Below are 26990 nucleotides of genomic sequence, written 5' to 3' on the forward strand. Positions count from 1 at the left end.
CGCTACATGGACAACGAGGACAAGCTCCGCGACTACCTCAAGCGGGTCACCACGGACCTGCGGCAGACCCGCCGCAGGCTGCACGAGGTGGAGTCGCGGGAGCAGGACCCCATCGCGATCGTCGCCATGGCCTGCCGCCTCCCGGGAGGAGTGGGCTCCCCGGAAGAGCTGTGGCGACTGTTGGCCGAAGGCGCCGACGCCATCGGGCCCATGCCGACCGACCGCGGCTGGGACGTGGACGCGCTGTACGACCCGGACCCCGACCGGGCCGGCCGCAGCTATGTGCGCCAGGGCGGCTTCCTCTATGACGCCCCGGAGTTCGACGCGGGCTTCTTCGAGATCTCGCCGCGCGAGGCCCTGGCCATGGACCCGCAGCAGCGGCTCCTCCTGGAGACCTCGTGGGAGGTCTTCGAGCGCGCGGGCATCGACCCGACATCGGTCCGTGGCAGCGGAGCCGGCGTCTTCGTCGGATCGAGCAATCAGGGCTACGCCGCTGCCGCCGACGGGAACACCGCCCCGGAGGGCGTCGAGGGCCATCTGCTGACCGGCGGATCGGCAGCCGTGCTCTCCGGACGGCTCGCCTACAGCTTCGGTCTCGAAGGCCCGGCGGTCACCGTCGACACCATGTGCTCGTCCTCGCTGGTCGCCCTGCATCTGGCCGTCCAGGCGCTGCGGCACGGGGAGTGCGAGATGGCGCTCGCGTGCGGCGCCACCGTGATGTCCTCGTCGCGGAACTTCGTGGAGTTCAGCCGTCAGCGGGGGCTGGCCCGGGACGGCCGGTGCAAGCCGTTCGCCGCAGCCGCCGACGGCACCGGATGGGGCGAAGGCGTCGGTGTCCTGCTGCTGGAGCGCCTGTCCGAGGCACGCCGTAACGGCCACCCGGTGCTCGCGGTGATCCGTGGCAGCGCCACCAACCAGGACGGCGCCTCCAACGGTCTCACCGCGCCGAACGGCCCCTCGCAGCAACGGGTCATCCGGGCCGCGCTGGCCAACGCCGGTCTGTCGGCCGGTGAGGTGGACGCGGTGGAGGCCCATGGCACGGGTACGACGCTGGGCGATCCGATCGAGGCCCAGGCTCTGATCGCGACATACGGCAAGGAGCGGGACCAGGACCGCCCGCTGTGGATCGGCTCCCTCAAGTCCAACATCGGGCACGCACAGGCCGCTTCCGGTATCGCCGGAGTGATGAAGATGGTGCAGGCGCTGCGCCACGGCGTACTGCCGGCGACGCTCCACATCGATGCCCCCTCACCCCACGTGGACTGGTCGACGGGGAACGTCCGTCTGCTCACGGACGCGGTGCCATGGCCCGAGACCGACACGCCGAGGCGGGCCGGTGTCTCGTCATTCGGCGGCAGCGGCACCAACGCGCATGTGCTGCTCGAACAGGCACCGGCACTGGCACCGTCACCGGTACCGGCATCACCGTCACCGGAGGACGAACCCTCCGACCAGCAGCCGGCAGAGGGCGCCCCCGCTGCGCTCCCCTGGGTGGTTTCCGGGCGCTCCGCGGCGGCCCTGCGGGCGCAGGCAGAGCGACTGGCCTCGTGGGCGGAGGCGGCAGCGGAGTCGCCGGCCGATGTGGGGCATTCGCTGGTGGCAACGCGTGCGGGCCTTGAACACCGGGCCGTGGTGGTCGGCGCTGACCACGACGCACTGATCGCCGGGCTGCGTGGCGTGGCCGAGGGGGAGACACCGGCCGGTGCGGTGGTGGGCGATGTGGGTGCGCTGGATGGGGACGCCGAGGTGGTGTTCGTGTTCCCGGGGCAGGGTTCTCAGTGGCTGGGTATGGCGGTGGAGTTGCTGGACTCTTCGTCGGTGTTTGCGGCGCGGTTGGCGGAGTGTGAGGCGGCGCTTGAGCCTTTCACCGACTGGTCGTTGGGTGCGGTGTTGCGTGGGGTGGAGGGCGCGCCGGGTCTGGACCGGGTGGATGTGGTGCAGCCCGTGTTGTGGGCCGTGATGGTGTCGCTGGCCGAGGTATGGCGGGCGTATGGGGTGGAGCCCGCGGCGGTGGTGGGTCACAGCCAGGGGGAGATCGCCGCGGCCTGTGTGGCGGGTGGGTTGAGCCTGGAGGACGGTGCCCGGGTCGTCGCGCTGCGGAGCAAGGCTCTCCGCGCGCTCTCCGGACGCGGCGGAATGGTCTCGGTCGCCTTGTCCCTTCCCGACGTGGAGGAGCTGTTCGGGCAGTGTCAGGGCGGCAGCCGGATCTCCGTAGGGGCGGTCAACGGCCCGTCGTCGGTGGTGGTGTCCGGTGATGCGGATGCGCTGGATGAGCTGATCGATGAGTGCCGGGACCGCGACGTCCGCGCCCGACGTATCGAGGTGGATTACGCCTCCCATTCGGCGCATGTGGAGTCGCTTCGTACGGAGTTGGCCGAAGCACTGGCACCAGTGACTCCGCAGACCTCGTCCGTGCCGTTCTTCTCCACGGTGACGGGGGACTGGCTGGACACCGCGCAGCTGGATGCCGACTACTGGTACACAAACCTGCGGCAGACGGTGCGGCTGGAGCCTGCGCTGCGTGCGCTGTTGGATGCGGAGCACCGGGTATTTGTGGAGGTCAGCCCGCACCCCGTGCTGACCGTTCCGGTGCGGGAGACCGTCGAGGCCGCGGGCGTTGATGCCGTGGTGACCGGGACCCTGCGCCGCGACGACGGAGGACTCTCCCGCCTCTACGCCTCCCTCGGTGAGCTGTATGTACACGGCGTGGACGTTGACTGGTCCCCGGCCTTTGCCGCTCATCGCCCCCAGGTCGTCGAGCTGCCCACCTATGCCTTCCAGCATCGTCGCTACTGGCTGGAGTCCGGTCGGCCGTTGCTGGGCGGTGGTGGTGGGGCGGATCCGGTGGACGCGCGGTTCTGGGAGACCGTTGAGCGGGAGGATCTGGAGGGTCTGGCGGCGACGCTGGGGGTGGCGGATTCGGGGGCCTTGCGTGAGGTGCTGCCGGTGTTGTCGTCGTGGCGGCAGGGGCGGCAGCAGCGCAGTACGGTCGACGGGTGGCGCTACCGGATCGTATGGCGGCCTCAACCCGACCTCGAACAGGGCCAGTTGGAGTTGGATGGCAACTGGCTCGTCGTGGTGCCCGGCGATCACCTGGACGACGACCGCGTCCGGGCCACACTCCAGGCCCTCGGGGACAGCGGTGCCGAGGCCGTACTGCTCATCCTTGAGGGTTCGCAGACCGACCGCACGGCTGTGGCGGATCAGCTGCGTACGTCCCTCACGACGGGCGGCCCCCGCGGGGTCATCTCCTTCCTCGCCCTCGATGAGCGGCCGCTGCCCGAGCGCCCCGAGGTCACCGTGGGACTCGTACAGTCCGTAGCCCTGATGCAGGCGCTCCTCGACACCGAAGTCGAGGCCCCGCTATGGCTGTTCACCACCGAATCCACGGCCACCGGCTTCTCCGACGACGCCGCGCGGCACCCGCTCCAGGCCGCCGTCTGGGGCCTCGCCCGGGTCTTCGCGCTGGAGCACCCCAAACACTGGGGCGGTCTGATCGATCTGCCCGCCGCGCTGGACGACCGTGGTGCGGCAGTACTCACCGGGGTCCTGGCGAGAGGCGGCGACGAGGATCAGCTCGCCCTCCGCGGCGCTGCGCTGTTCGCCCGCCGGCTGACCCGCGCCCCCCTCGACGGCGAGCCCGCCGCCCCCTGGCGTACGAGCGGGGCAGCCCTGGTCACCGGCGGTACCGGAGGTCTCGGTGCGCACACCGCGCGACTGCTCGCCCGAAGCGGCGCCGAGCACCTGGTGCTGACCAGCCGGCGCGGCCCGGACGCACCGGGCGCCGCCGCGCTGCGCGACGAACTGACCGCACTGGGCGTACGCGTCACCATCGCCGCCTGCGATGTGGCGGACGCCGACGCCCTGGCCGAGTTGGTCGCCCGGGTCGAGTCCGAGGGCCCGGCGATCCGCTCCGTCGTGCACACGGCCGGGGTCGGTCTGCTCGTGCCGCTCGCCGACACCACGCTGGAAGAGTTCGCCGAGGGTGCCCGCGCCAAGCTGCTCGGCGCGCGCAACCTCGATGCGCTCTTCGACCGCGAAGGGCTGGACGCGTTCGTGCTGTACTCGTCCGTCGCCGGCACCTGGGGCAGCGGAGACCACGGTGCCTACGCCGCATCGAACGCCTATGTCGACGCGCTCGCCGCACACCGCCGGGCCCGCGGACTGCCGGGCACCTCGATCGCCTGGGGCATCTGGAGCCCGGAGGGCGGCGGAATGGCCGTCGATGTCGTCCAGGAACAACTGCGCTGGCGCGGTATCCCGTTCATGCCTGCACAGCTGGCCGTCCTCGGACTTCAGCAGGCGCTCGACCACGATGAGACCTTCCTCGCCGTGGCGGACATCGACTGGGAACGCTTCGTCCCCGTCTTCACCGCCGCGCACCGCCGTCCGCTGCTGCACGAGGTCCCCGAGGTGCTCCAGGCCCTCGAAACCGACGAGGCCGACCCGAACGACGCCGAGGACACCGCCACCTCGCTCCGGTCCCAGCTCGCCGGGACGGCACCCGCCGAACGTGAACGGCAGCTCCTTGACCTCGTACGCAAACAGGTCGCGGCCGTCCTCGGATACGCGGACTCGTCGGAGGTCGAGGCCGGCCGTGCCTTCCGGGAGCTGGGCTTCGACTCCCTCACCGCAGTGGAACTGCGCAACCGGCTCAACGCGGCCACCGGCCTGAAGCTCCCCGCCACCGTCGTCTTCGACCACCCGAACGTGAAGGCGCTCGCCGGGCACCTGGGCACCACCCTGGTCGACGCCGTCGGCACCCTGCCCGCGCCCGTCCCGGGGCCGGCACCGGCTGCCGCCCCGGAGACCGCGCCCGCCGAGGACGACCCGATCGCCATCGTCTCCATGGCCTGCCGCTACCCCGGTGGTGTGCAGTCGCCCGAGGACCTGTGGCAGCTGGTGCGGGACCGTACGGACGCGATCTCCGACTTCCCCGCAGACCGAGGCTGGGACCTCGACGGCCTCTACGACCCGGACCCGGACCGCACCGGCACCTGCTACGCCCGCGAGGGCGGCTTCCTCGACGCGGCCGGCGACTTCGACCCGGAGTTCTTCGGCATCTCGCCGCGCGAGGCCCTGGCCATGGACCCGCAGCAGCGGCTCCTCCTGGAGACCTCCTGGGAGGCGATCGAACGCGGTGGCATCGACCCCAGAACGCTGCGGGGCACCGCGACCGGGGTGTTCTTCGGAGCCGCCTACCAGGGATACGGCAACGGAGAAGCCCCCGAAGGACTGGAGGGGCACCTCATCACCGGCACGGTGACGAGCATCGCCTCCGGCCGTATCTCCTACACCCTCGGCCTGGAAGGCCCTGCGGTCACGCTGGACACGGGCTGTTCCTCCTCGCTGGTGGCGCTGCACCTCGCCGTCCAGGCACTGCGCTCGGGCGAGTGCTCCCTGGCGATCGCCGGAGCCGCGGCGGTGATGAGCGAACCGATCGGCCTGGTGGGCTTCAGCCGTCAGCGCGGGCTGGCCCGGGACGGCCGGTGCAAGCCCTTCTCCGCAGCCGCCGACGGGATGGGCATGGCCGAGGGCGTAGGTGTCCTGCTGGTGGAGCGTCTGTCGGATGCACGGCGCCATGGCCATCGGGTGCTGGCGGTGGTGCGTGGTACGGCGGTCAATCAGGACGGTGCGTCGAACGGTCTGACGGCGCCGAACGGTCTGTCGCAGCAGCGGGTGATCCGGGCGGCGCTGGCCGATGCGCGTCTGTCGGCCGGTGAGGTCGATGCGGTGGAGGCGCACGGTACGGGTACGACGCTGGGCGATCCGATCGAGGCGCAGGCGCTGATCGCTGCGTACGGCCAGGAGCGGGATACGGACCGCCCGCTGTGGATCGGCTCGGTCAAGTCCAACATCGGCCACACCCAGGCGGCTTCCGGCGTGGCCGGCGTCATCAAGATGGTGCAGGCGCTGCGCCAGGGCGAACTGCCCGCGACCTTGCACGCCGACGAGCCCTCCCCGCACGTGGAGTGGTCGGCGGGCGCGGTGGAGCTGCTGACCGAGGCCCGGCCCTGGACGGCGGAAGAGGGCCGGCCGCGCCGGGCGGGCATCTCCTCCTTCGGCGTGAGCGGTACCAATGCGCATGTGATCGTCGAGCAGCCGGAGGGAGAGGCCTCAGGTGCTGCTCCGTCGACGCCTGCCGATACGGATGTGGTGGTGCCATGGGTGGTGTCCGGGCGCTCCGGTGAGGCGTTGGCGGCGCAGGCGGAGCGGTTGGCGTCGTGGGTGACGGATGCGGGCGCGGGTGCCACTGCCGACGGCGGTGTGTCGCCGGTGGATGTGGGTTGGTCATTGGCCGCGTCGCGGTCCTCGTTCGAGCACCGGGCGGTGGTCGTCGGCTCGGTGACCGACGAACTGGTGGAGAAACTAGGTGAGTTGCGCTCGCCGGGTGCCGTGGGCGATCCAGGTCGGACGGTGTTCGTGTTCCCGGGCCAGGGTTCTCAGTGGCTGGGTATGGCGGTGGAGTTGCTGGACTCTTCGCCGGTGTTTGCGGCGCGGTTGGCGGAGTGTGAGGCGGCGCTTGAGCCGTTTGTCGATTGGTCGTTGGGTGCGGTGTTGCGTGGGGTGGAGGGTGCGCCGGGTCTGGATCGGGTGGATGTGGTGCAGCCGGTGTTGTGGGCGGTGATGGTGTCGCTCGCTGAGGTGTGGCGGGCGTATGGGGTGGAGCCCGCGGCGGTGGTGGGTCACAGCCAGGGGGAGATCGCCGCGGCGTGCGTGGCCGGCGGGCTGAGTCTGGAAGACGGTGCCCGGGTGGTTGCCCGTCGGAGCAAGGCTCTCCGCGCGCTCTCCGGGCGGGGCGGAATGGTCTCGGTCGCCTTGTCCCTTCCCGAGGTGGAGGAGCTGATTGGGCAGTGGCAGGGCGGCAGCCGGATCTCCGTAGCCGCCGTGAACGGCCCGTCGTCGGTGGTGGTGTCGGGTGATGCGGATGCGCTGGATGAGCTGATCGATGAGTGCCGGGACCGTGACGTGCGCGCCCGACGTATCGAGGTGGATTACGCCTCGCATTCGGCGCATGTGGAGTCGCTTCGTGCGGAGTTGGCCGAAGCGCTGGCACCAGTGACGCCGCAGACCTCGTCCGTGCCGCTGTTCTCCACGGTGACGGGGGACTGGCTGGACACGGCGCAGATGGGTGCCGATTACTGGTTCACGAACCTGCGGCGGACGGTCGAGTTCGTGCCCGCCGTGCATGCTCTCGCGGCCGCCGGTCACTGCACGTTTGTGGAGGTCAGCCCGCACCCCGTGCTGACCGTCCCGTTGCAGGAGACCGTCGAGGCCGCGGGCGTCGATGCCGTGGTGACCGGGACCCTGCGGCGGAACGACGGAGGACTCTCCCGCCTCTACGCCTCCCTCGGTGAGCTGTACGTCCACGGCGTGGACGTCGACTGGTCCCCGGCCTTTGCCGCTCACCGCCCCCAGGTCGTCGACCTGCCCACCTACGCCTTCCAGCACCGTCGCTACTGGCTGGAATCACAGAAGTCCGCGGCAGGGCAGGCCACTTCGGGGGTGGTCGATGCCGGCTTCTGGGAGACCGTTGAACGCGAGGATGCGGACGCGCTGGCCGCGACGCTCGGGCTGTCCGACGATGGTGCGCTGCGGGAGGTGCTGCCCGCGCTGTCGCTGTGGCACAGGCAGCGGCAGCAGCGGAGCACCGTCGACGGCTGGCGCTACCGCATCGTCTGGCGGCCCCGGACGGAGCCCGCGCGCACCGGACTGGACGGCGTCTGGCTGCTCGTCGTTCCCGAGGACCGGCAGGATGACGCACTGGTCCAGGGAGTCGACCGTGCGCTGCGATCGAGTGGGGCGGACGTCAGGACCGTGCGTGTGGGGGCGTCGGACGCCGACCGGAAGCGGCTCGCGGGGCGGTTGCGGGACGAGCCCGGGGCGGCGGCCGGTGAGGTCGTCGGGGTGCTGTCCCTCGTGGCCATGGCGGAGGAGCCGTGGACTGCGGCCGGGACGCTGCCGGCCGGGCTGGTGTTGATGACATCGCTGCTCCAGGCGCTCGGTGACGCGGGGATCGACGCCCCGCTGTGGTGTGCGACCCGCGGTGCGGTGTCGGTCGGCCGCTCCGACGCCCTCGGGCAGCCGGTGCAGGCGATGGCCTGGGGGCTGGGCCGGATCGCCGCCTTCGAATACCCCCAGCGCTGGGGCGGACTTGTCGATCTGCCGGACGAACTGGACGAGCGGGCCGGCCGGCGGCTGGTCGCGTTGCTGGGCCAGGACCTGGGCGAGGACCAGATGGCGGTGCGTGCCTCCGGTGTCTTCACCCGCCGGATGCTGCGGGCCTTGCCGGCGGACCGCCCGGCCGGAGAGGGCTGGCGGCCGCACGGCACCGTCCTGGTCACCGGTGGTACGGGCGCCCTGGGCGGGCATATCGCGCGCTGGCTCGCCCGTAACGGTGCGGAGCACCTCGTGCTCGTCAGCCGGCGGGGCGCCGAGGCGCCGGGCGCCGCCGCACTCGTCGAGGAGCTGTCCGGCCTCGGCGTAGGGGCCACCGTCAAGGCATGTGACGTCAGTGACCGGGCGGCGGTGGCGGACCTTCTCGGCAGCATGCCGGACGCGCAGCCGCTGACGGCGGTGGTGCATACCGCCGGAGTGCTCGACGACGGGGTCATCGACCAGCTCGCCCCGGAGCGCGCCGCGCACGTATGGGAGCCCAAGGCGGGTGCCGCGCTCGCCCTGCACGAGGCGACCCGGCATCTGGACCTGTCGGCGTTCATCCTGTTCTCCTCGATGGCGGGCACGCTCGGCGGCCCCGGCCAGGGCAGCTATGCCGCGGCGAACGCCTGCCTGGACGCACTCGCCGTGCAACGCCGTGCCGAAGGACTGCCCGCGACCTCGATCGCCTGGGGTGCCTGGGGCGGCGGCGGTCTGGTGGGGGAGGAACTGGCGGCGCGGCTCCGTCGGGACGGTGTGCCACCGATGGATCCCGAGCTGGCCGTCTCCGCCTTGCAGACGGCGCTGGACGAGGACGAGACCTTCCTGGTCGTCGCGGATGTCGACTGGCACACTGCCGGCGCCCGGACGGTCACCGCGGTGAGTGAGCTGCCCGAGGTGCAGGCGCCGGGCGGTGCCGAGGCAGCGGCAGCCGCCGTGCGCGGTGACGAACCGGCGTTGGTCGCACGGCTGCGGGATCTGTCGCCGGCCGAGCGCAGGGCGGTGCTGCTGGACGACGTACGGGCCGCGGCCGGCGCGGTCCTCGGTTACGACCGGCCCGACGCGATCCCCGCCGACCGGGCGTTCCGCGAGCTGGGCTACGACTCGCTGACCGCCGTCGAGCTGCGCAACCGGCTCGCGGAGGCCACCGGACTGCGGCTGCCGGTGACCCTGGTGTTCGACCATCCGACGGCGGGGGCGCTGGCGGCGTTCCTGCACGACGGGCTGTTCGGGGCCGAGGAGCTGGCGGGCGCGGCGGCGCAGAGTGAGGGGGCGGCAGCATCCGTCGTCGCGGGCGAGGACGATCCGGTCGTCATCGTCGGGATGAGCTGTCGCTATCCGGGGCAGGCCGACTCGCCCGAGGAGCTGTGGCGGCTGCTCGACGAGGGCACCGACGCCGTCTCGGGCTTCCCCACCAACCGGGGCTGGGACATCGAGCGGCTCTACGACCCGGATCCCGACAAGCCCGGCACCTTCTACGCCCGCGACGGTGGATTCCTCTACGACGCGGACCACTTCGACCCGGCCTTCTTCGGGATCTCACCGCGCGAGGCGGTCGCGATCGACCCCCAGCAGCGGCTCCTCCTGGAAACCTCCTGGGAGGCGATCGAACGGGCCGGCATCGACCCGGACACGCTCCGCGGCACCGCGGCCGGGGTCTTCGTCGGCTCGAACTACAACGACTACGGCTCCCGTGCGCACACCGCGCCGGAGGGCATGGAGGGGTATTTGGCGACGGGCAGCGCGAGCAGCGTCGCCTCCGGCCGGATCGCGTACACCTTCGGACTGGAGGGGCCGGCCGTCACGGTGGACACCGCGTGTTCGTCGTCGCTGGTCGCCCTGCATCTGGCGGCCCAGGCGCTGCGGTCGGGCGAGTGCTCGCTCGCGCTGGCGGCCGGGGTGACGGTGATCTCGACCCCGCAGACCTTCATCGAATTCAGCAGACAGCGGGCGCTCGCTCCCGACGGGCGCTGCAAGGCGTTCTCTGCGGACGCGGACGGCGCCGGCTGGGCCGAGGGCGTCGGCGTCGTCCTGCTGGAGCGGCTGTCCGAGGCCCGCAGGCGGGGGCACCCGGTGCTGGCCGTCGTCAAGGGCACCGCCGTCAACCAGGACGGTGCCTCGAACGGTCTGACCGCCCCCAACGGCCCGTCGCAGCAGCGGGTCATCCGTCAGGCGCTGGCCCACGCGGGACTGGCCCCGCGGGACATCGACGCCGTCGAGGCGCACGGCACCGGAACCCCGCTCGGCGACCCGATCGAGGCGCAGGCGCTGCTCGCGACCTACGGGCAGGAACGGGATGCGGACCGGCCGTTGTGGCTCGGCTCGGTCAAGTCGAACATCGGGCACACCCAGGCCGCGGCCGGCGTCGCCGGAGTCATCAAGATGGTCCAGGCGATGCGGCACGGCGTACTGCCGCGCACCCTGCACGCCGAGCAGCCCTCGCCGCACATCGACTGGGCGGCGGGGAACGTGCGGCTGCTGAACGAGCCACAGGAGTGGACGCCGGGGGAGGGGCCGCGCCGGGCGGGTGTCTCCGCGTTCGGTATCAGCGGGACCAATGCGCATGTGATCCTGGAGGAGCCCGGACAGGCGGCCGAGGGCACCGACGCGGCGTCGCAGAGCCCGCCGGAGCGGGCCGATGCCCCGGCGCCCGTCGTTCCGTGGCTGCTGTCCGCGCGGGGGGCCACGGCCCTGCGGGCCCAGGCCCGTCGGCTGGCGGACCACCTCGCCCGCAACCCGGAGCTCGCACCCGCCGATGTCGCCAGGTCCCTCGCCACCTCGCGCGCCGCGTTCGAGGACCGGGCCGTACTCCTCGGCCGGGACTCCGCCGAACTCACCGCGGCGCTCCGGGCGTTCACCGAAGGACGGGAGCACCCCCGCGTCGCCGTGGGCCGCGCCCGCCCCGGCAAACTGGCCTTCCTCTTCCCGGGGCAAGGAGCGCAGCGCGCAGAAACCGGCCGGCGCCTCTACGCGACGTCCGACGCGTTCGCCGACGCGCTGGACGCGGTCTGCGCCCACCTCGACGGCCACCTCGAACAGCCGCTGCGCGAGGTGCTGTTCGCCGCACCCGGTACGGCCGGGGCGGAACTGCTCGACCGGACGGCGTACACCCAGGCCGGCCTCTTCGCCCTCGAAGTCGCCCTGTTCCGGCTGCTCGAATCCCACGGTGTGCACCCGGACCTGCTGCTGGGCCACTCCATCGGTGAACTGGCCGCCGCGCATGTCGCCGGGGTCTTCTCCCTGGCGGACGCCTGCCGCCTGGTCGCCGCCCGCGGCCGGCTGATGCAGGCCCTGCCGGCCGGCGGTGCCATGGTGTCCGTCGACGCGGCCGAGGCGGACGTGCTGCCGCTGCTCGCGCCGTACGAGGACCGGGTCACCATCGCGGCGCTCAACGGACCGGCCGCCACCGTCCTCAGCGGGGACGAGGACGCCGTCACCGACGTCGCCGGACAGCTGGCCGCCGCGGGCCACCGCACCAAGCGGCTGCGGGTCAGCCACGCCTTCCACTCGGCCCACATGGACGCCATGCTCGACGAATTCGCCATCGTGGCGGGCGAGTTGGACTACCGGCCGCCGAACATCCCGGTCGTGTCGAACCTCACCGGCCGCCCGGCCACAGCCGAGGAGCTGTGCAGCCCCGACTACTGGGTGCGCCACGTACGGCAGGCGGTCCGTTTCCACGACGGGACCCGGGCCCTGGAAGAGCTGGGGGCGCGGACCCTGCTCGAACTCGGCTCCGGTGTACTGACCGCCATGGCCGATGAGTGCCTGAGCACGGACGGGATCGCCCTGGTGCCGCTGCTGCGCCGGGACACCGACGAACCGGAGTCGGTCACCACCGCGCTCGCCCAGCTGCACCTGCACGGCCACCGTCCGGACTGGCACGGCTACTTCGCGCCCTCGGGCGCCCGGCGGGTACCGCTGCCGACCTACCCGTTCCAGCGCCAGCGGTACTGGCTCGACGCCTCCGCGGACCGCACGGACGTCGCCACCGCGGGACTGGAGGCGGCGGGCCATCCGCTGCTCGGTGCGGCCGTGCCGCTCGCCGGCTCCGACGGCGCCCTGTTCACCGGGCTGGTCTCGGCCGGACGGCAGCCATGGCTGGCCGACCACGCCCTGGACGGCACCCTGCTCTTCCCCGGTACGGCATTCCTGGAACTGGCCCTCCAGGCCTGTGCACGGACCGGCGCCGGTCACCTCGAAGAGCTCGCCCTCCAGGCCCCGCTGGTGCTGCCGCAGGACGGCACCGTACAGCTGCAACTCACCGTCGGCGCCGCGGACGCGTCGGGCCGGCGCACCCTCTCCGTGCACTCCCGCCCGTCGGGCACGGACGGCGAGGACCTGCCCTGGACGCGGCACGCCGAGGGCACCCTCGCCGACGGCGCGCCCGACGACGAGCCGCCCGCCGACCTCACCGCCTGGCCACCGCCCGGTGCCGAACAGCTCGACATCACCGACCTGTACGAGCGCACCGCCGCGAACGGCTTCGCCTACGGACCGGCCTTCCGCGGGCTGCACACCGCCTGGCGCCGGGGCGACGAGGTGTTCGCCGAGGTCACCCTGCCCGAGCAGTACCGCGACGCCGGCTTTGTGCTGCATCCGGCGCTGCTGGACGCCGCACTGCACACCGTCGCACTGGCCGCACCCGGCACCGAACGGGCCGTACTGCCCTTCAGCTTCCGGTCGGTCAGCGCGGCCCCGGCGGCCGGCCCGGACACCCTGCGGGTCCGCCTCGTCCGGCAGGCCGACGACACCTACGGTGTCACGCTGGCCGACACCTCGGGCGCCCCGCTCGCCGCGATACCGGCACTCGTACTGCGCCCGGTCGACCCCGCACAGCTGGCCGCCGCCGGACCACGGCCGGAGGACCTGTACCGGATGGACTGGGCGGAGCTGCCACTGACCGGGCACCCCGCCGCACCGTATGCGGTCATCGGCACGGACGACGTACCGCAGCCGCCCGGCGGGCACGGTGAGCGGTACGCCGATCTGTCCGCGCTGGCCGCGGCCGTCGACGCCGGGACCGAGGTGCCCGCCACGGTCCTGGTCGGCTGCCCGCACCCCGACGGCGATCCGGCCGAGGCCACCCGCCGGGTCGCGCACCACGCACTCGACCTGGCGCAAGCCTGGCTCCGCGACGAGCGGTTCAGCGGCGCCCGGCTCGTCCTGTGCACCCGCAACGCCGTGGCCGACCGGCCCGGCGCGGCGGTGCCCGGCCTGCCACAGTCCGCAGCCTGGGGCCTGATCCGCACCGCCAAGGCCGAGAACCCGGGCCGCTTCGCCCTGCTCGACCACGACGGCACGGCACGGTCCGCGGCCGCACTGCCCGCCGCGCTGGCCACCGGCGAACCCGAGATCGCCCTGCGCGAGGGCGCCGCCCGCGTCCCGCGGCTGGTACGGGCCCGCCCCACCGAGCCGTTCGCGGGCCTCGGTGCCGACGGGACGGTACTGATCACCGGGGCCACCGGCATGCTCGGCCGCCTCGTCGCTCGTCATCTCGTCGCGGCCCACGGCGTACGCAGTCTGCTGCTCGTCAGCCGCCGGGGGCCGGCCGCGGCAGGAATGCCCGAACTGGAGAAGGAACTGCGGGAACTCGGCGCGGAGGAGGTCGAGACCGTCGCCTGCGACCTCGCCGACCGGGCCGCCACCGCCCGGCTGTTGGCCGCCGTCCCCGCCGAACGACCGCTCACCGCGGTCGTGCACACCGCCGGTGTCCTCGACGACGGGGTGATCGGCTCGCTGACCGCGGAGCGGATGGACACCGTGCTGCGCGCCAAGGCCGATGCCGTCCTCCACCTCGACGAGCTGACCCGCGACCTCGACCTGAGGGCGTTCGTGCTGTTCTCCTCGCTCGCCGGGACCTTCGGCGGCGTCGGACAGGGCAACTACGCGGCGGCCAACGCCTTCCTCGATGCCTTCGCCCACGCCAGGCGGGCAGCGGGGCGGCCCGCCGTCTCCCTCGCCTGGGGTCTGTGGGCCGAACGCAGCGGTATGACCACCAAACTGGACGACGCCGATCTGCACCGGATGGCCCGGGGCGGTGTGCGCCCCATGCCGTCCGGCCAGGCGCTGGCCCTGCTCGACGCCGCGCTCGCCACGGGGGAGCCGTTCCTGGCCCCGGCCAGGCTCGACCCGGCGGCCTTGCGCTCTGCGGCCGGCGAGGTGCCGCCCCTGCTGCGGTCGCTGGCCGGACACCGGCCCCTGCCGCCGTCCGGCCGTCCGGACCCCGCGGCCGCCGCGGCGGCCGAGCCGCTGGGCACCCGCCTCGCCGCGCTGCCGGCCCGGGACCGGCGCCAAGCGGTGCTCGATGCCGTCCTGGAGCAGGCCGCGCTGGTCCTGGGCCATACCTCGGCCGACGCGATCGACCCCGAACGCGGCTTCCTGGAGCTGGGCTTCGACTCGCTGACCGCCGTCGAACTACGGAACCGGCTCACCACCGTGACCGGGACCAGGCTGCCCGCGACCCTGCTGTTCGACTACCCGGAACCCGGCGGACTCGCCGACCACCTGCTCGGCAGGCTCGCCGCCGAGGCGGACCGGCAGCCGGCGCACGCCGCCGCGTCCGACCCGCTCGACGCCTGGGAGGCACAGACCGAACGGCTCATGGACGACGCCGCGGCCAGGACCTCGCTGCGCACCCGGCTCCAGGGCCTGATGGACCGGCTCGACGGCCTGGAAGACCCCGAGGCCGGGGTGGAGAGCCGGCTGGAGAAGGCGTCGGACGACGAGCTGTTCGACTTCATCGAGCAGGAGCTCGGCGGGGCATGACCGGCTGACCGCCAACCCACCGGCTCCGGCCGCCCGTTGAGGGCCGCCGGAGCCGGTGCCGTATTCCGGCACGGCGGACCACGGGCCATGGCATGGCACGGCACCGGCAGTAGTCCCTAGGGGTTCTCTTAGAGTCACCGGCCGGCGCCCGGATCGGCCGCCCGGCGCCCACAGAATGTGATCAGCGAGTGCAGGATCCAAGCGTTGTGGTCGCCGGTGTGAGGCAGGCCGCCGGGCCGCCCAGCGGTCCGGGGAAGGGAGCTGAACTGTGAGCGAGGGAAAGCTCCGCGACTATCTGAAGAGGGTGACGGCGGATCTCCACCGCACCGGCAAGCGGCTCCGCGAGATGGAGGCCCGCGAACGCGAGCCCATCGCGATCGTGGCCATGAGCTGCCGCTACCCCGGCGGAGTGCGCTCGCCCGAGGGCTTGTGGCAGCTGGTCGCCGACGGCGCCGACGGCATCACGCCCTTCCCGGAGGACCGCGGCTGGGACGTCGAATCCCTCTACCACCCCGACCCCGCCAACCCCGGCACCTGCTACACCCGGGAGGGCGGCTTCCTCCACGACGCCGCCGACTTCGACCCCGACTTCTTCGCCATGTCCCCCCGCGAGGCGCTGGCCACCGACCCACAGCAGCGCCTCCTCCTCGAAACGTCCTGGGAGGCGTTCGAACGGGCAGGACTCCAGCGGCAGACGCTCAAGGGCAGCCCCACCGGGGTCTTCGTCGGCGTCATGTACAACGACTACGGCTCCCGGTTCACCGAGCCGCCCGCCGGCCTCGAAGGGCACCTGGGCAACGGCAGCGCCGCCAGCATCGCCTCCGGCCGGATCGCCTACACCTTCGGCCTCGAAGGCCCCGCGGTGACCGTCGACACCGCCTGCTCCTCCTCGCTGGTCGCCCTCCACCTGGCCTGCAACGCACTGCGCCAGGGCGAATGCTCCCTCGCCCTGGCCGGCGGGGTGACGGTGATGTCCACCCCCGTCACCTTCCTGGAGTTCAGCCGGCAGCGCGGGCTGTCCGCCGACGGCCGCTGCAAGGCGTTCTCCGACGACTCCGACGGCACCGGCTGGGGCGAGGGCGCCGGCATCCTGCTGCTGGAACGCCTCTCCGACGCCCGCCGCAACGGCCATCCCGTCCTCGGCCTCGTCCGGGGCACCGCCGTCAACCAGGACGGAGCCAGCAGCGGTCTGACCGCCCCCAACGGGCCGTCCCAGCAACGCGTCATCCGGGCCGCCCTCACGGCCGCCGGACTCGGCGCGTCCGACGTGGACGCCGTCGAGGCGCACGGCACCGGCACCACCCTCGGCGACCCCATCGAAGCCCAGGCCCTGCTCGCCACCTACGGCCAGGAACGGGAAGCCGGCCGGCCGCTGTGGCTCGGGACGGTCAAGTCCAACATCGGCCACACCCAGGCCGCGGCCGGCGTCGCCGGAGTCATCAAGATGGTCCAGGCGATGCGGCACGGCGTACTGCCGCGCACCCTGCACGCCGAGCGCCCCTCCACCCACGTCGACTGGAGCGAGGGCGACGTCCGGCTGCTCACCGAAGCCATGGACTGGCCGGACACCGGCCGGCCGCGCCGCGCCGGGGTCTCCGCCTTCGGCGTCAGCGGCACCAACGCCCACGCCGTCATCGAACAGGCCCCGCCCGCCGCGGACGAGCCGGAGACCACCGGCCCCGACACGGCACAGCCCGACCGGACCGCCGAGCACACCGCACCCACCTCCCCGTCCGCAGCGCCGCTGCCCGTCGTCCCCTGGGTGCTCTCCGCCCGCAGCGAGCCCGCTCTCAGGGCCCAAGCGGCACAGCTGCTGGACCGTGCCCGGGAGCTGCCCACGACCGCAGACCCCGCCGACATCGGCCTTTCGCTGGCCACCACCCGTACCGCCTTCGAGCAGCGCGCGGTGGTGCTGGGCGAGGACCGCGCGGAACTGCTGCGCCACCTCGCCCGGTTCGCGGACGGCGACGACACCGCGGCCCTCCGGGGAACCGCCGGCCGCGGCAAGACGGCCTTCCTCTTCGCCGGCCAGGGAGCCCAGCGGCTCACCATGGGCCGCGGCCTCCACCGTGCGTTCCCCGTCTTCGCGGAGGCCTTCGACGAGAGCTGCGCCCACCTCGACCCGGAGCTGCCCCAGCCGCTGAAGGACCTCGTCTTCGGCGAGGACGCCGAGGCGCTGAACCGGACCGGCTTCACCCAGCCGGCGCTGTTCGCCTTCGAAGTGGCGCTCTTCCGGCTCGTCGAATCCTGGGGCCTGATGCCCGACTTCCTCCTCGGCCACTCCATCGGTGAACTGGCCGCCGCACACGTCGCAGGCGTCCTGTCACTGCCGGACGCCTGCCGGCTCGTCGCCGCCCGCGGCCGCCTGATGCAGGCCCTCCCGGCCGGAGGAGCGATGGTCTCCCTCCAGGCCGCCGAGGACGAGGTACTGCCGCTACTGGCCGACGCCGGCGAACGGCTGGGCATCGCCGCCGTCAACGGCCCCCGGACGACCGTCGTGGCCGGCGACGAGGACGCGCTCGCCCAGCTCGTCCGGCGCTTCGAGCAGCAGGGCGGCAAGAGCAAACGGCTACGGGTGAGCCACGCCTTCCACTCCCCGCTGATGACCCCCATGCTCGACGCATTCCACGCCGTCGCAGCGGAGTTGACCTACCACCGGCCGCGCATCCCGGTCCTCTCCACGGTGACCGGCGAACCCGCCACCGACCTGGCATCCGCCGACTACTGGACCAGGCACGTACGGCAGACCGTACGGTTCGCGGACGGCATCCGCCGCCTGGAGGAGCGCGGCGTCACCCGCTTCCTCGAACTCGGCCCCGACAGCACCCTCACCGCCCTGGCCCGGACCTGCCTCGAAGCGGACCGCGACGCACTGCTCGTCCCCGCCCTGCGCAAGGACCGGCCCGAGGCCCACAGCGTCCTCGCCGCCCTCGGCGCCCTGCACACCCACGGCGCAAGCCCCGACTGGCAGCGGCTGTTCCCCGGCGCGGACCGCGTCGAGCTGCCCACCTACGCCTTCCAGCGCGAGCGCTACTGGCTGGACCCCGAGGCCGCCGCGGCGCCACGCAAGGGCGACCACCCGCTGCTCCCGACGGCCCTCACCCTGGCGGACCGCAGCGCCGTCGTCTCCACCGGACGCCTCACACCGTCCGCCCACCCCTGGCTCGCCGACCGGACCGCCGACGGCCGCACGGTGCTCCCCACGAGCGCCTACCTCGACCTGGCGCTGCACCTCGGCGCCCGCGCCGGCTGCGAGCACCTTGCCGAACTGACCGTGGACGCGCCCCTCGTCCTGCCCGAGCGGTCCGCCGTCGACCTCCAGGTCGTCGTCGGTGCCCCCGCCGACGACGACGGCCACCGGACCGTCACGGTGCACTCCCGCCCCGCCGACGAACACGACGACGAGGCGGCCTGGACCCGCCACGTCCACGGCGTGCTCACCCCCCGGCCACCGCAACGGCCCGCCCCCGGCCCCGGCACCTGGCCGCCCGCCGGCGCCCGGCCCGTGGACGCCGAACTGCTGCGAGCAGCGCAGACGGGCGACGGGACCCCGCACCACCCACCGGCCGAGGGGCTGCGGGGCGTATGGCGGCACAGGGACACGGTGTACGCCGAGGCCGCGCTGCCCGAGCCCTACCGCGCCGAGGCGGCCCGGTTCGCCCTGCACCCGGCGCTGCTCGACGCTGTGCTCCAGGCCCTCCCGGCAGCCGGGCACCCCGGCGCCGTCGCCCTGTCCTGGCGTGAGGCCGTGCTGCACGCGGTGGCCGCGGAAGCGGTGCGCGCCCGGTTCACGCCCGCCGACGACGGCGGAACGGACCTCCACCTCACCGACGAACTCGGCGACCCCGTCGCCTCTTTCGGCTCCCTCACCCTGGTGCCCGCCACCGACATCGAGCTGCCGGATGCCCCCGCAGGCCGCGACGACCTCTTCACCGTCGAATGGACCGAGCTGCCGCCGCCCCCCGCCGCCCCACAGCAGCCGCCTCCCCGCATCGTCGTCCTCGGCCGGGAACGCCTCGGCACCGACGCGACAGCAGACCAGCTCCGCACCGAACTGGACGCGCTCGCCACCGCGTTGGAGCACGGCGAAGACGCCCCCGACCTGGTCGTCATGCCCTGGCGGAGCGCGGAATCCGACGAACCGGCCGACGCCGCACACCGGTCGGCCGGCGACGCCCTCGCACTGCTCCAGAGCTGGCTGGACCGGCCGGCTCTCGCCGGCACCCGGCTGGCCCTCCTCACCCGGGGTGCCGTCGTCACCGGTCCGGCAGAGACCGTCGCGGACCTGCCCGCCGCAGCGGTATGGGGCCTGGTGCGCTCGGCGCAGTCGGAGAACCCCGACCGGTTCGTGCTGGTGGACACCGACGAGGACGCCACACCCGACGCGGCGGTCCTCGCCGCCGTGGGCGCGGGGGAGACCCAGCTCGCCGTCCGCGGCACACACCTGCTGGCCGCCCGCCTCACCCGGCTGCTACCGGACCCGCACACCACCCGGCCCCCGGCGCGGGCGGGCTTCGACGCACACCGCACCGTCCTGGTGACCGGAGCCACCGGAACCGTCGGCGCCGCCGTCACCCGGCACCTGGTGACCGCACACGGCGTGCGGCACCTGCTGCTGGCCGGCCGCCGTGGCGCGGCGGCACCCGGAGCGGAAGAGCTGGCCGCCGAACTCCGCGCGCTCGGCGCCCGGGTGACCCTCGCCGCCTGTGACGCTGCCGACCGCACGGCCCTGGCCGCACTGCTGGCCGACATCCCCCAGGACCACCCCCTGGGCGCGGTCGTCCACCTCGCCGGAGTGCTCGACGACGGTGTGCTCTCCTCCCTCACCCCCCAGCGGCTGTCCGCCGTGCTCCGTCCCAAGGCCGACGCCGCCGTCAACCTCGACCGGCTCACCCGGCACCTCGACCTGTCGGCCTTCGTGCTGTTCTCCTCGGCTGCCGCCACCTTCGGCGGCCCCGGCCAGGGCAACTACGCGGCCGCCAACGCCTTCCTGGAAGCGCTCGCCCACCGCCGCCGCGCCGAGGGCCGGCCGGCCCTGGCACTCGGCTGGGGCATGTGGACCGAGCGCAGCGGGATGACCGCCCGCCTCGACGACGTGGATCTGCGCCGGATGGACCGCGGCGGGGTGGGCGCGCTGACCACCGAGGCGGCGCTCGCCCTGTTCGACCGCTGTCTGGCCCAGGACCGGGCCGTGCCGGTCCCGGTCCCGCTCGACATCGCCGCGATCCGCCGCGGCGGCCCCACGGTGGCCCCCCTGCTGCGGCAGCTGGCCGGCCGGCCCGCCAAGCGGACCGCGGCCCCGGCGACCGGCGCGGACACCGGCCCGGCGCACACGCTCGCGGCCCTCCCGCCGGAGGAGCGCCACGCCCACGTCCTCGACCTGGTACGCACCGAGATCGCCGCCGTACTGGGCCACACGTCCAAGGGCCGGGTCGACGCCGACCGCGCCTTCGGGGACCTCGGCCTGGACTCGCTGACCTCCCTGGAACTGCGCAATGCCCTCGGCCGCCGCACCGGTCTGCGGCTGCCCGCCACCCTGGTCTTCGACCACCCCACGCCCTCCGCGGTCGCCTCCTACCTGCTGGCCGAACTGCTCGGCACCGCACAGACGTCCGGGGGCTCGGGGGCCGACCGCCCTACGGCCGGAGACCCCATCGCCATCGTCGCGATGAGCTGCCGCTTCCCCGGTGGCATCCGTACCCCGGACGAGTTCTGGGACTTCCTCGCCGCCGGCGGCGACGCCATCGGCGCCTTCCCCGACGACCGCGGCTGGGACACCGCCGCCCTGTACGACCCCGACCCGGAACACGAGGGGACGACCTACACCCGCCACGGCGGCTTCCTCACCGGCGCCGACCGCTTCGACGCCGGATTCTTCGGCGTCTCACCCCGTGAGGCGCTGGCCATGGACCCGCAGCAGCGGATCCTGCTGGAGGTCTGCTGGGAGGCGTTCGAGCGGGCCGGTATCGATCCGCACTCGCTGCGCGGCAGCCGTACCGGCGTCTTCGCCGGCACCAACGGGCAGGACTACACCACCCTCCTGGGCCACGCCACCGAACCCGTGGACGGCTATCTGGGCACGGGCAACGCGGCGAGCGTCGTCTCCGGCCGGATCGCCTACACCTTCGGCCTCGAAGGCCCGGCCGTCACCGTGGACACCGCCTGCTCCTCCTCGCTGGTCGCCCTGCACTGGGCGGTGCGCGCCCTTCAGTCGGGCGAGTGCTCGCTCGCGCTGGCGGGCGGCGTCACCGTGATGTCGACCCCAGCGGCGTTCCTGGAATTCAGCCGGCAGCGCGGGCTGTCCGCCGACGGCCGCTGCAAGGCGTTCGCCGACGGCGCCGACGGCACCGGATGGGGTGAGGGCGCGGGCGTGCTGCTCGTCGAGCGGCTCTCCGACGCCCGCCGCAACGGGCACCCGGTGCTGGCCGTCGTACGCGGCAGCGCAATCAACTCCGACGGCGCGAGCAACGGCCTCACCGCGCCCAACGGCCCCTCCCAGCAACGGGTGATCAGGGCCGCGCTCGCCGACGCCCGGCTGGCCGCCGGCGACGTGGACGCCGTGGAAGCACACGGCACCGGCACCACCCTCGGCGACCCCATCGAGGCGCAGGCGCTGCTCGCCACCTACGGACAGGACCGCGCCGAGGACCGTCCGCTGTGGCTCGGGTCGGTGAAGTCGAACATCGGCCACACCCAGGCCGCGGCCGGCGTCGCCGGGGTGATCAAGATGGTGCAGGCCATGCGCCACGGCCTGCTGCCGCAGACACTGCACATCGATGCGCCCTCGTCCCACGTGGACTGGGCGGATGGCGCGGTGGAACTGCTGACCGCCCCCACCGCCTGGCCCGACCAGGAGCGCCCCCGCAGGGCCGCGGTCTCCTCCTTCGGCTTCAGCGGCACCAACGCCCATCTGATTCTCGAACAGGCCGCCCCGGAACCGTCATCCGGGCCGGAAGACGGGACGCGGCCCGCCGCCCAACTGCCGCTCGTCTGGCCGCTGTCCGCCCGTAGCCCCCGAGCGCTCCGCGCCCTGGCCACCGACCTGCGCCGCCACGCCGCACAGCACGAGGACCAGCCCGCCGCGGCCATCGGCCACGCCCTGGCCACCACCCGTGCCTCCTTCGAGCACCGCGCGGTCGCCCACGGCACCGACCGCGCCGCCCTCCTGCCCGCCCTGGACACCCTGGCCGCCGACGGCACACCGGCGCCGGGCGCCGTCACCGGCACCGCCCTCCCCGGCGTACGCACCGCCTTCCTCTTCACCGGACAGGGCGCCCAGCGCCCCGGCATGGGACGCGAACTGCACCGCACCTTCCCGGTGTTCGCGGACGCCCTCGACGAGATCTGCGGACACTTCGCCGACCACCTCGACCGCCCGCTGCGCGACGTGATGTTCCACGACACCGACGGGCTGCTGCACCGGACGGAGTACACCCAGCCCGCGCTGTTCGCCCTGGAGACCGCCCTCCACCGCCTCGTGGAGGCCGCCGGACTGCGCCCTGACCACCTGCTCGGCCACTCCATCGGCGAGATCACCGCCGCACATGTCGCCGGGGTGTTCTCCCTGCCCGACGCCTGTGCCCTTGTCTCCGCCCGCGGCCGGCTCATGCAGGCGCTCCCCGGGAACGGGGCCATGGCCGCCCTCCAGGCCACGGAGGACGAGGTGCTGCCGCTGCTCGACGGACTCGGCCACCAGGTCTGTATCGCCGCCGTCAACGGCCCCGACTCCGTGGTGATCTCCGGCGACCAGGACGCCGTCACCGCGCTCACCGAGCGGCTGGCCGCCCAAGGCCGCAGAACCAAACCGCTGCGGGTCAGCCATGCGTTCCACTCCCCGCACATGGACCCGATGCTCGCCGACTTCCGTACCGTCGCCGAGGCGCTGACCTACCACGAGCCGCGCCTCCCCGTCGTGTCCAACCTGACCGGCGAGACCGCCACCGAACTGCACCGCCCCGACTACTGGGTACGTCAGGTCCGCGAGGCAGTCCGGTTCCACGACGGCGTCCGCAGGCTCGCCGAACAGGGCGTCCAGCGCTTCGTCGAACTCGGCCCCGACGGCACCCTCTCGGCCATGACCGCCGGCTCGCTGCCGTCCGACGCCACCGGCACGGCGGTCATCCCGCTCCTCCGCGACCGGGACGCCGAGTCCCGGTCCCTGCTCGACGGGCTCGCCCGCGCCTACGTCCACGGCGCCGACCTCGACTGGTCCGCCGTCGCCAACGCCCACCCGGCACCCACAGTCGCCCTCGACCTGCCCACCTACCCCTTCCAGCGACAGCGCTACTGGCCGACGCCCGCCCCCGCCACCGGTGACCTCGGCGCCGTGGGACTCACCCCGGCCGGCCATCCGCTGCTCGGCGCCGCCACCGAACTCGCCGACGGCAGCCGCCTGTTCACCGGCCGCCTCTCGGTACGCGACCACCCCTGGCTCGCCGACCACGCCCTCGCCGGCACCGTCGTCGTCCCCGGCACCGCCCTCCTCGAACTCGCCGTCCTGGCCGGAGACCGGGCCGGCTGTCCCCGCGTCGAGGACCTGACCCTGGTCAGCCCGCTGATCCTGCCCGAGCAGCACGCGATGGACCTCCAGACCGTCCTGGGCGCCGACGACGGCCAGGGCCACCGGCCGTTCACCGTCCACGCCCGCCCCGCCGAACCCGGCCCCCACGACCCCTGGACCCTGCACGCGACCGGCACCCTCACCGCCACCGCTCCCGACCCCGCGCCTGCCCCTTCGGCCTGGCCGCCCGCCGGAGCCGAACCGCTGCCCGTCGAGGACGTCTACGAGCGGCTGAGCGCGGGCGGCTTCGACTACGGGCCGCTCTTCCAGGGACTGCGCGCCGCCTGGCGCCACCGCGACCAGGTATACGCCGAAGTGACCCTGCCCCAGGAGGCCCAGCGGGACGCACACCGCTTCCTGCTGCACCCGGCGCTGCTCGACGCCGCCCTGCACGCCACCGCATTCCTGCCGACCGAGGACACCACGGCCGGCCGGCTGCCCTTCTCCTGGCGCGGAGTGCAGATCCACGCCACCGGTGCGACCCAGCTGCGGGTCCGGCTCGACCTGTCCGCACCCGACACCGTCTCCCTCGTCCTAGCCGACGCCGACGACAAGCCCGTGGCCGCCATCGAGACACTCACCCTGCGCGAGATCGCCACCGACCGGATCGCGGCCGCCGCCCGGCCCGCCGCCCCCCTCCACCACCTCGACTGGCCCACAGCCCCCCTCCCCGCAACGCCGCCCCAAGAGCCGTACCGCCTCCACGTCCTGGACAGCGAGGACCTCGCCACCGACCTCGAAGGCGCGGGGACGGCCGTGACCCGGCTGACCCGTCCCGCCGACCTCGACGAGGCAGCCGGCACCGTCCTCGTGGAGCTCCCCGCCACCGGCCCCCACGAAGCGGCGACCGACGCCCTGGCACTGGTCCAGCACTGGCTGGCCGACGCACCCGCCCCGGCCCGGCTCGCCTTCGTCACCAGGGGAGCCGTCGACGCCCCCGGCACCACCCGCCACACACCCGCGGCCGCCCCCATCTGGGGCCTGGTGCGCTCGGCCCAGTCCGAACACCCCGGCCGGTTCGTCCTCGCCGACCTCGACGACCAGGACACCTCGTACGCCGCACTGCCCGCGGCGCTGGCCACGGACGAACCCCAACTCGCCGTCCGCGGCGGCACCGTGCATCTGCCGCGCGTCGCCCCGGTCCACAGCGGCACGGCGCTGCCCGAGCCCGCCGACGGACACCGCTGGCGCCTCGGGATGACCGGCAAGGGCACCCTCGACCACCTCACCCTGCTGCCCCACGACGACGCCGAACGACCGCTGGAACGGGGCGAAATCCGCATCGCGGTGCGGGCCGCCGGAGTCAACTTCCGCGATGTGCTGAACGTCCTCGGCATGTACCCCGGCGATGCGGGCGCCTTCGGCCTGGAGGGCGCGGGGGTGGTCACCCAGACCGCCCCGGATGTCCTCGGGTTCGCCCCGGGGGACCGGGTGATGGGGCTGTTCCCGTACGCCTTCGGCCCGATGGCGGTGGCCGACGCCCGCATGGTCGTCAAGGTCCCGGAGGGCTGGTCGTTCGCGCAGGCGGCGTCCGTGCCGGTGGTCTTCCTGACGGCGTACTACGCACTCGTGGAGCTGGGTGGCCTCCAGGCCGGCGAGTCAGTCCTCGTGCACGCTGCCGCCGGTGGCGTGGGCATGGCCGCCGTCCAACTGGCGCAGCACCTGGGCGCCGAGGTCTTCGGCACAGCGAGCCCCGGCAAGTGGAACACCCTCCGCGAATCCGGGCTGGCGAAGACACATATCGCCTCCTCCCGGGACCTGGACTTCGAGCGTTCCTTCCTGGCGGCAACCGACGACCGGGGCATGGATCTGGTACTGGACTCCCTGGCAAGGGAGTTCGTCGATGCCTCGCTGCGGTTGCTGCCCCGGGGCGGCCGGTTCCTGGAGATGGGCAAGACCGACATCCGTGAGCCGGAGCAGGTGGCCGCCGAGCACAAGGGCGTGCGCTACCAGGCCTTCGATCTGATCGAGGCCGGCCCGGACCGGATCGGGGAGATGTTTGCGCAGCTGCGTGAGCTGTTCGACCAGGGCGTGCTGCGGCCGCTACCCGTGACGGCGTGGGACGTACGGAAGGCCCCCGAAGCGTTCCGCCACCTCAGCCAGGCCAAGCACATCGGCAAGGTCATACTGACGATGCCGGTGGCGCTCGATCCGGCCGGCACGGTGCTCATCACGGGCGGCACAGGCGGTCTGGGTGCGCTGCTGGCCCGGCATCTGGTGGCCGAGCACGGCGTACGGCATCTGCTGCTGGCCAGCCGCCGCGGCCCGGACGCCCCCGGCGCGGACGCACTGCGCGACGAACTCACCGCCCTCGGCGCCGAGATCACCCTCACCGCCTGCGACACCGCCGACCGCGAAGCGCTGCGCGGGCTGCTCGACTCCGTACCGAAGCAGCATCCGCTCACCGCCGTCGTGCACACCGCAGGCGTCCTCGACGACACCCTCGTCACCTCGCTCACCCCGCAACGGCTCCACGCCGTCCTGCGGCCCAAGACCGATGCGACGGCCCATCTGCACGACCTCACCCGCGACGAGGACCTGGCCGCGTTCGTCGTGTTCTCCTCGACGGCCGGGGTGTTCGGCTCGCCCGGGCAGGCCAATTACGCCGCCGCCAACGCCTTCTGCGACACCTTCGCCGCCGAACGCCGGGCGGCCGGACTGCCCGCCACCTCGCTCGCCTGGGGGCCCTGGTCCCGGACCACCGGGATGACCAGCGGACTCACCGAAGCCGATCTGCAACGGATGGCCCGCGCGGGCCTGCCCGCCCTGACCCCGGACCGTGGACTCGCCCTGTACGACGCGGCACTGGGCCGGCCCGAAGCAGCCCTGCTGCCGATGCAGGTCGACCGCCACGCGCTGGGCTCGGCCGGTCCCGTACCACCCCTGCTCAGCGGCCTGATGCCGACCGCGCTCCGCCGGGCGGCGGCCGCCGGTCCCGCCGCACCGGCCGGACCGGACTCCGCCGGCACCCTCGCCCGTACGCTCGCCACACTCAACCGCGACGAGGCGCACCACACCGTGCTCGACGTGGTGTGCACCCAGGTCGCCGCCGTACTGGGCCATGCCTCCGCCGCCGAGGTCGGCGACCAACAGTCGTTCAAGGACCTCGGCTTCGACTCGCTGACCGCCGTCGAACTGCGCAACCGGCTCAACACCGCGACCGGGGCCCTGCTGCCCGCCACGCTCGTCTTCGACCACCCCACCCCGCTGGCCCTCGCCGACCACCTCTGCACGGAACTCCTCCCCGCCGCCCCCGCCGAGAAGGCTTCCGCACCCGAGGACGACACAGCGGTACGGGAAGCCCTGGCCGCCATCCCCCTCGCCCGCCTCCGGGCGGCCGGGCTGCTCGATGCGCTGCTGGCACTGGCCGAGCCGGTGCCCGCGCCCACCGACCACGGGACCGCGGACGCCCCCGCCCCCGCCCCCGACGCCCTCGAAAGCATGGAGGTCGACGACCTCGTGCGCCTCGCCTTCGGCGCCGCGGACGGCTGAGCACCGCCGTCCC

General features: G+C 73.6%; 2 protein-coding genes. Both read left to right on the forward strand.

Annotated features, from left to right (window positions below):
• Nucleotides 1-6 precede the first annotated feature (6 nt).
• Nucleotides 7-14925 (forward strand): type I polyketide synthase, encoded by a 14919-nt coding sequence (locus tag ACZ55A_RS35395; protein WP_468848981.1) that lies wholly within the window; start codon nucleotides 7-9, stop codon nucleotides 14923-14925.
• Nucleotides 14926-15193: 268 nt separating this feature from the next.
• A complete protein-coding gene (locus ACZ55A_RS35400; RefSeq protein WP_468848982.1) occupies nucleotides 15194-26977 on the forward strand; it encodes an SDR family NAD(P)-dependent oxidoreductase in 11784 nt (3927 codons plus the stop codon).
• Nucleotides 26978-26990 lie beyond the last annotated feature (13 nt).

This window comes from Streptomyces sp. NPDC034111, assembly GCF_055575375.1.

What these genes read in the sequence shown, in the direction of transcription:
- ACZ55A_RS35395 (WP_468848981.1), top strand. Translation starts at nt 7, where the DNA reads ATGGACAACGAGGACAAGCTCCGCGACTACCTCAAGCGGGTCACCACG.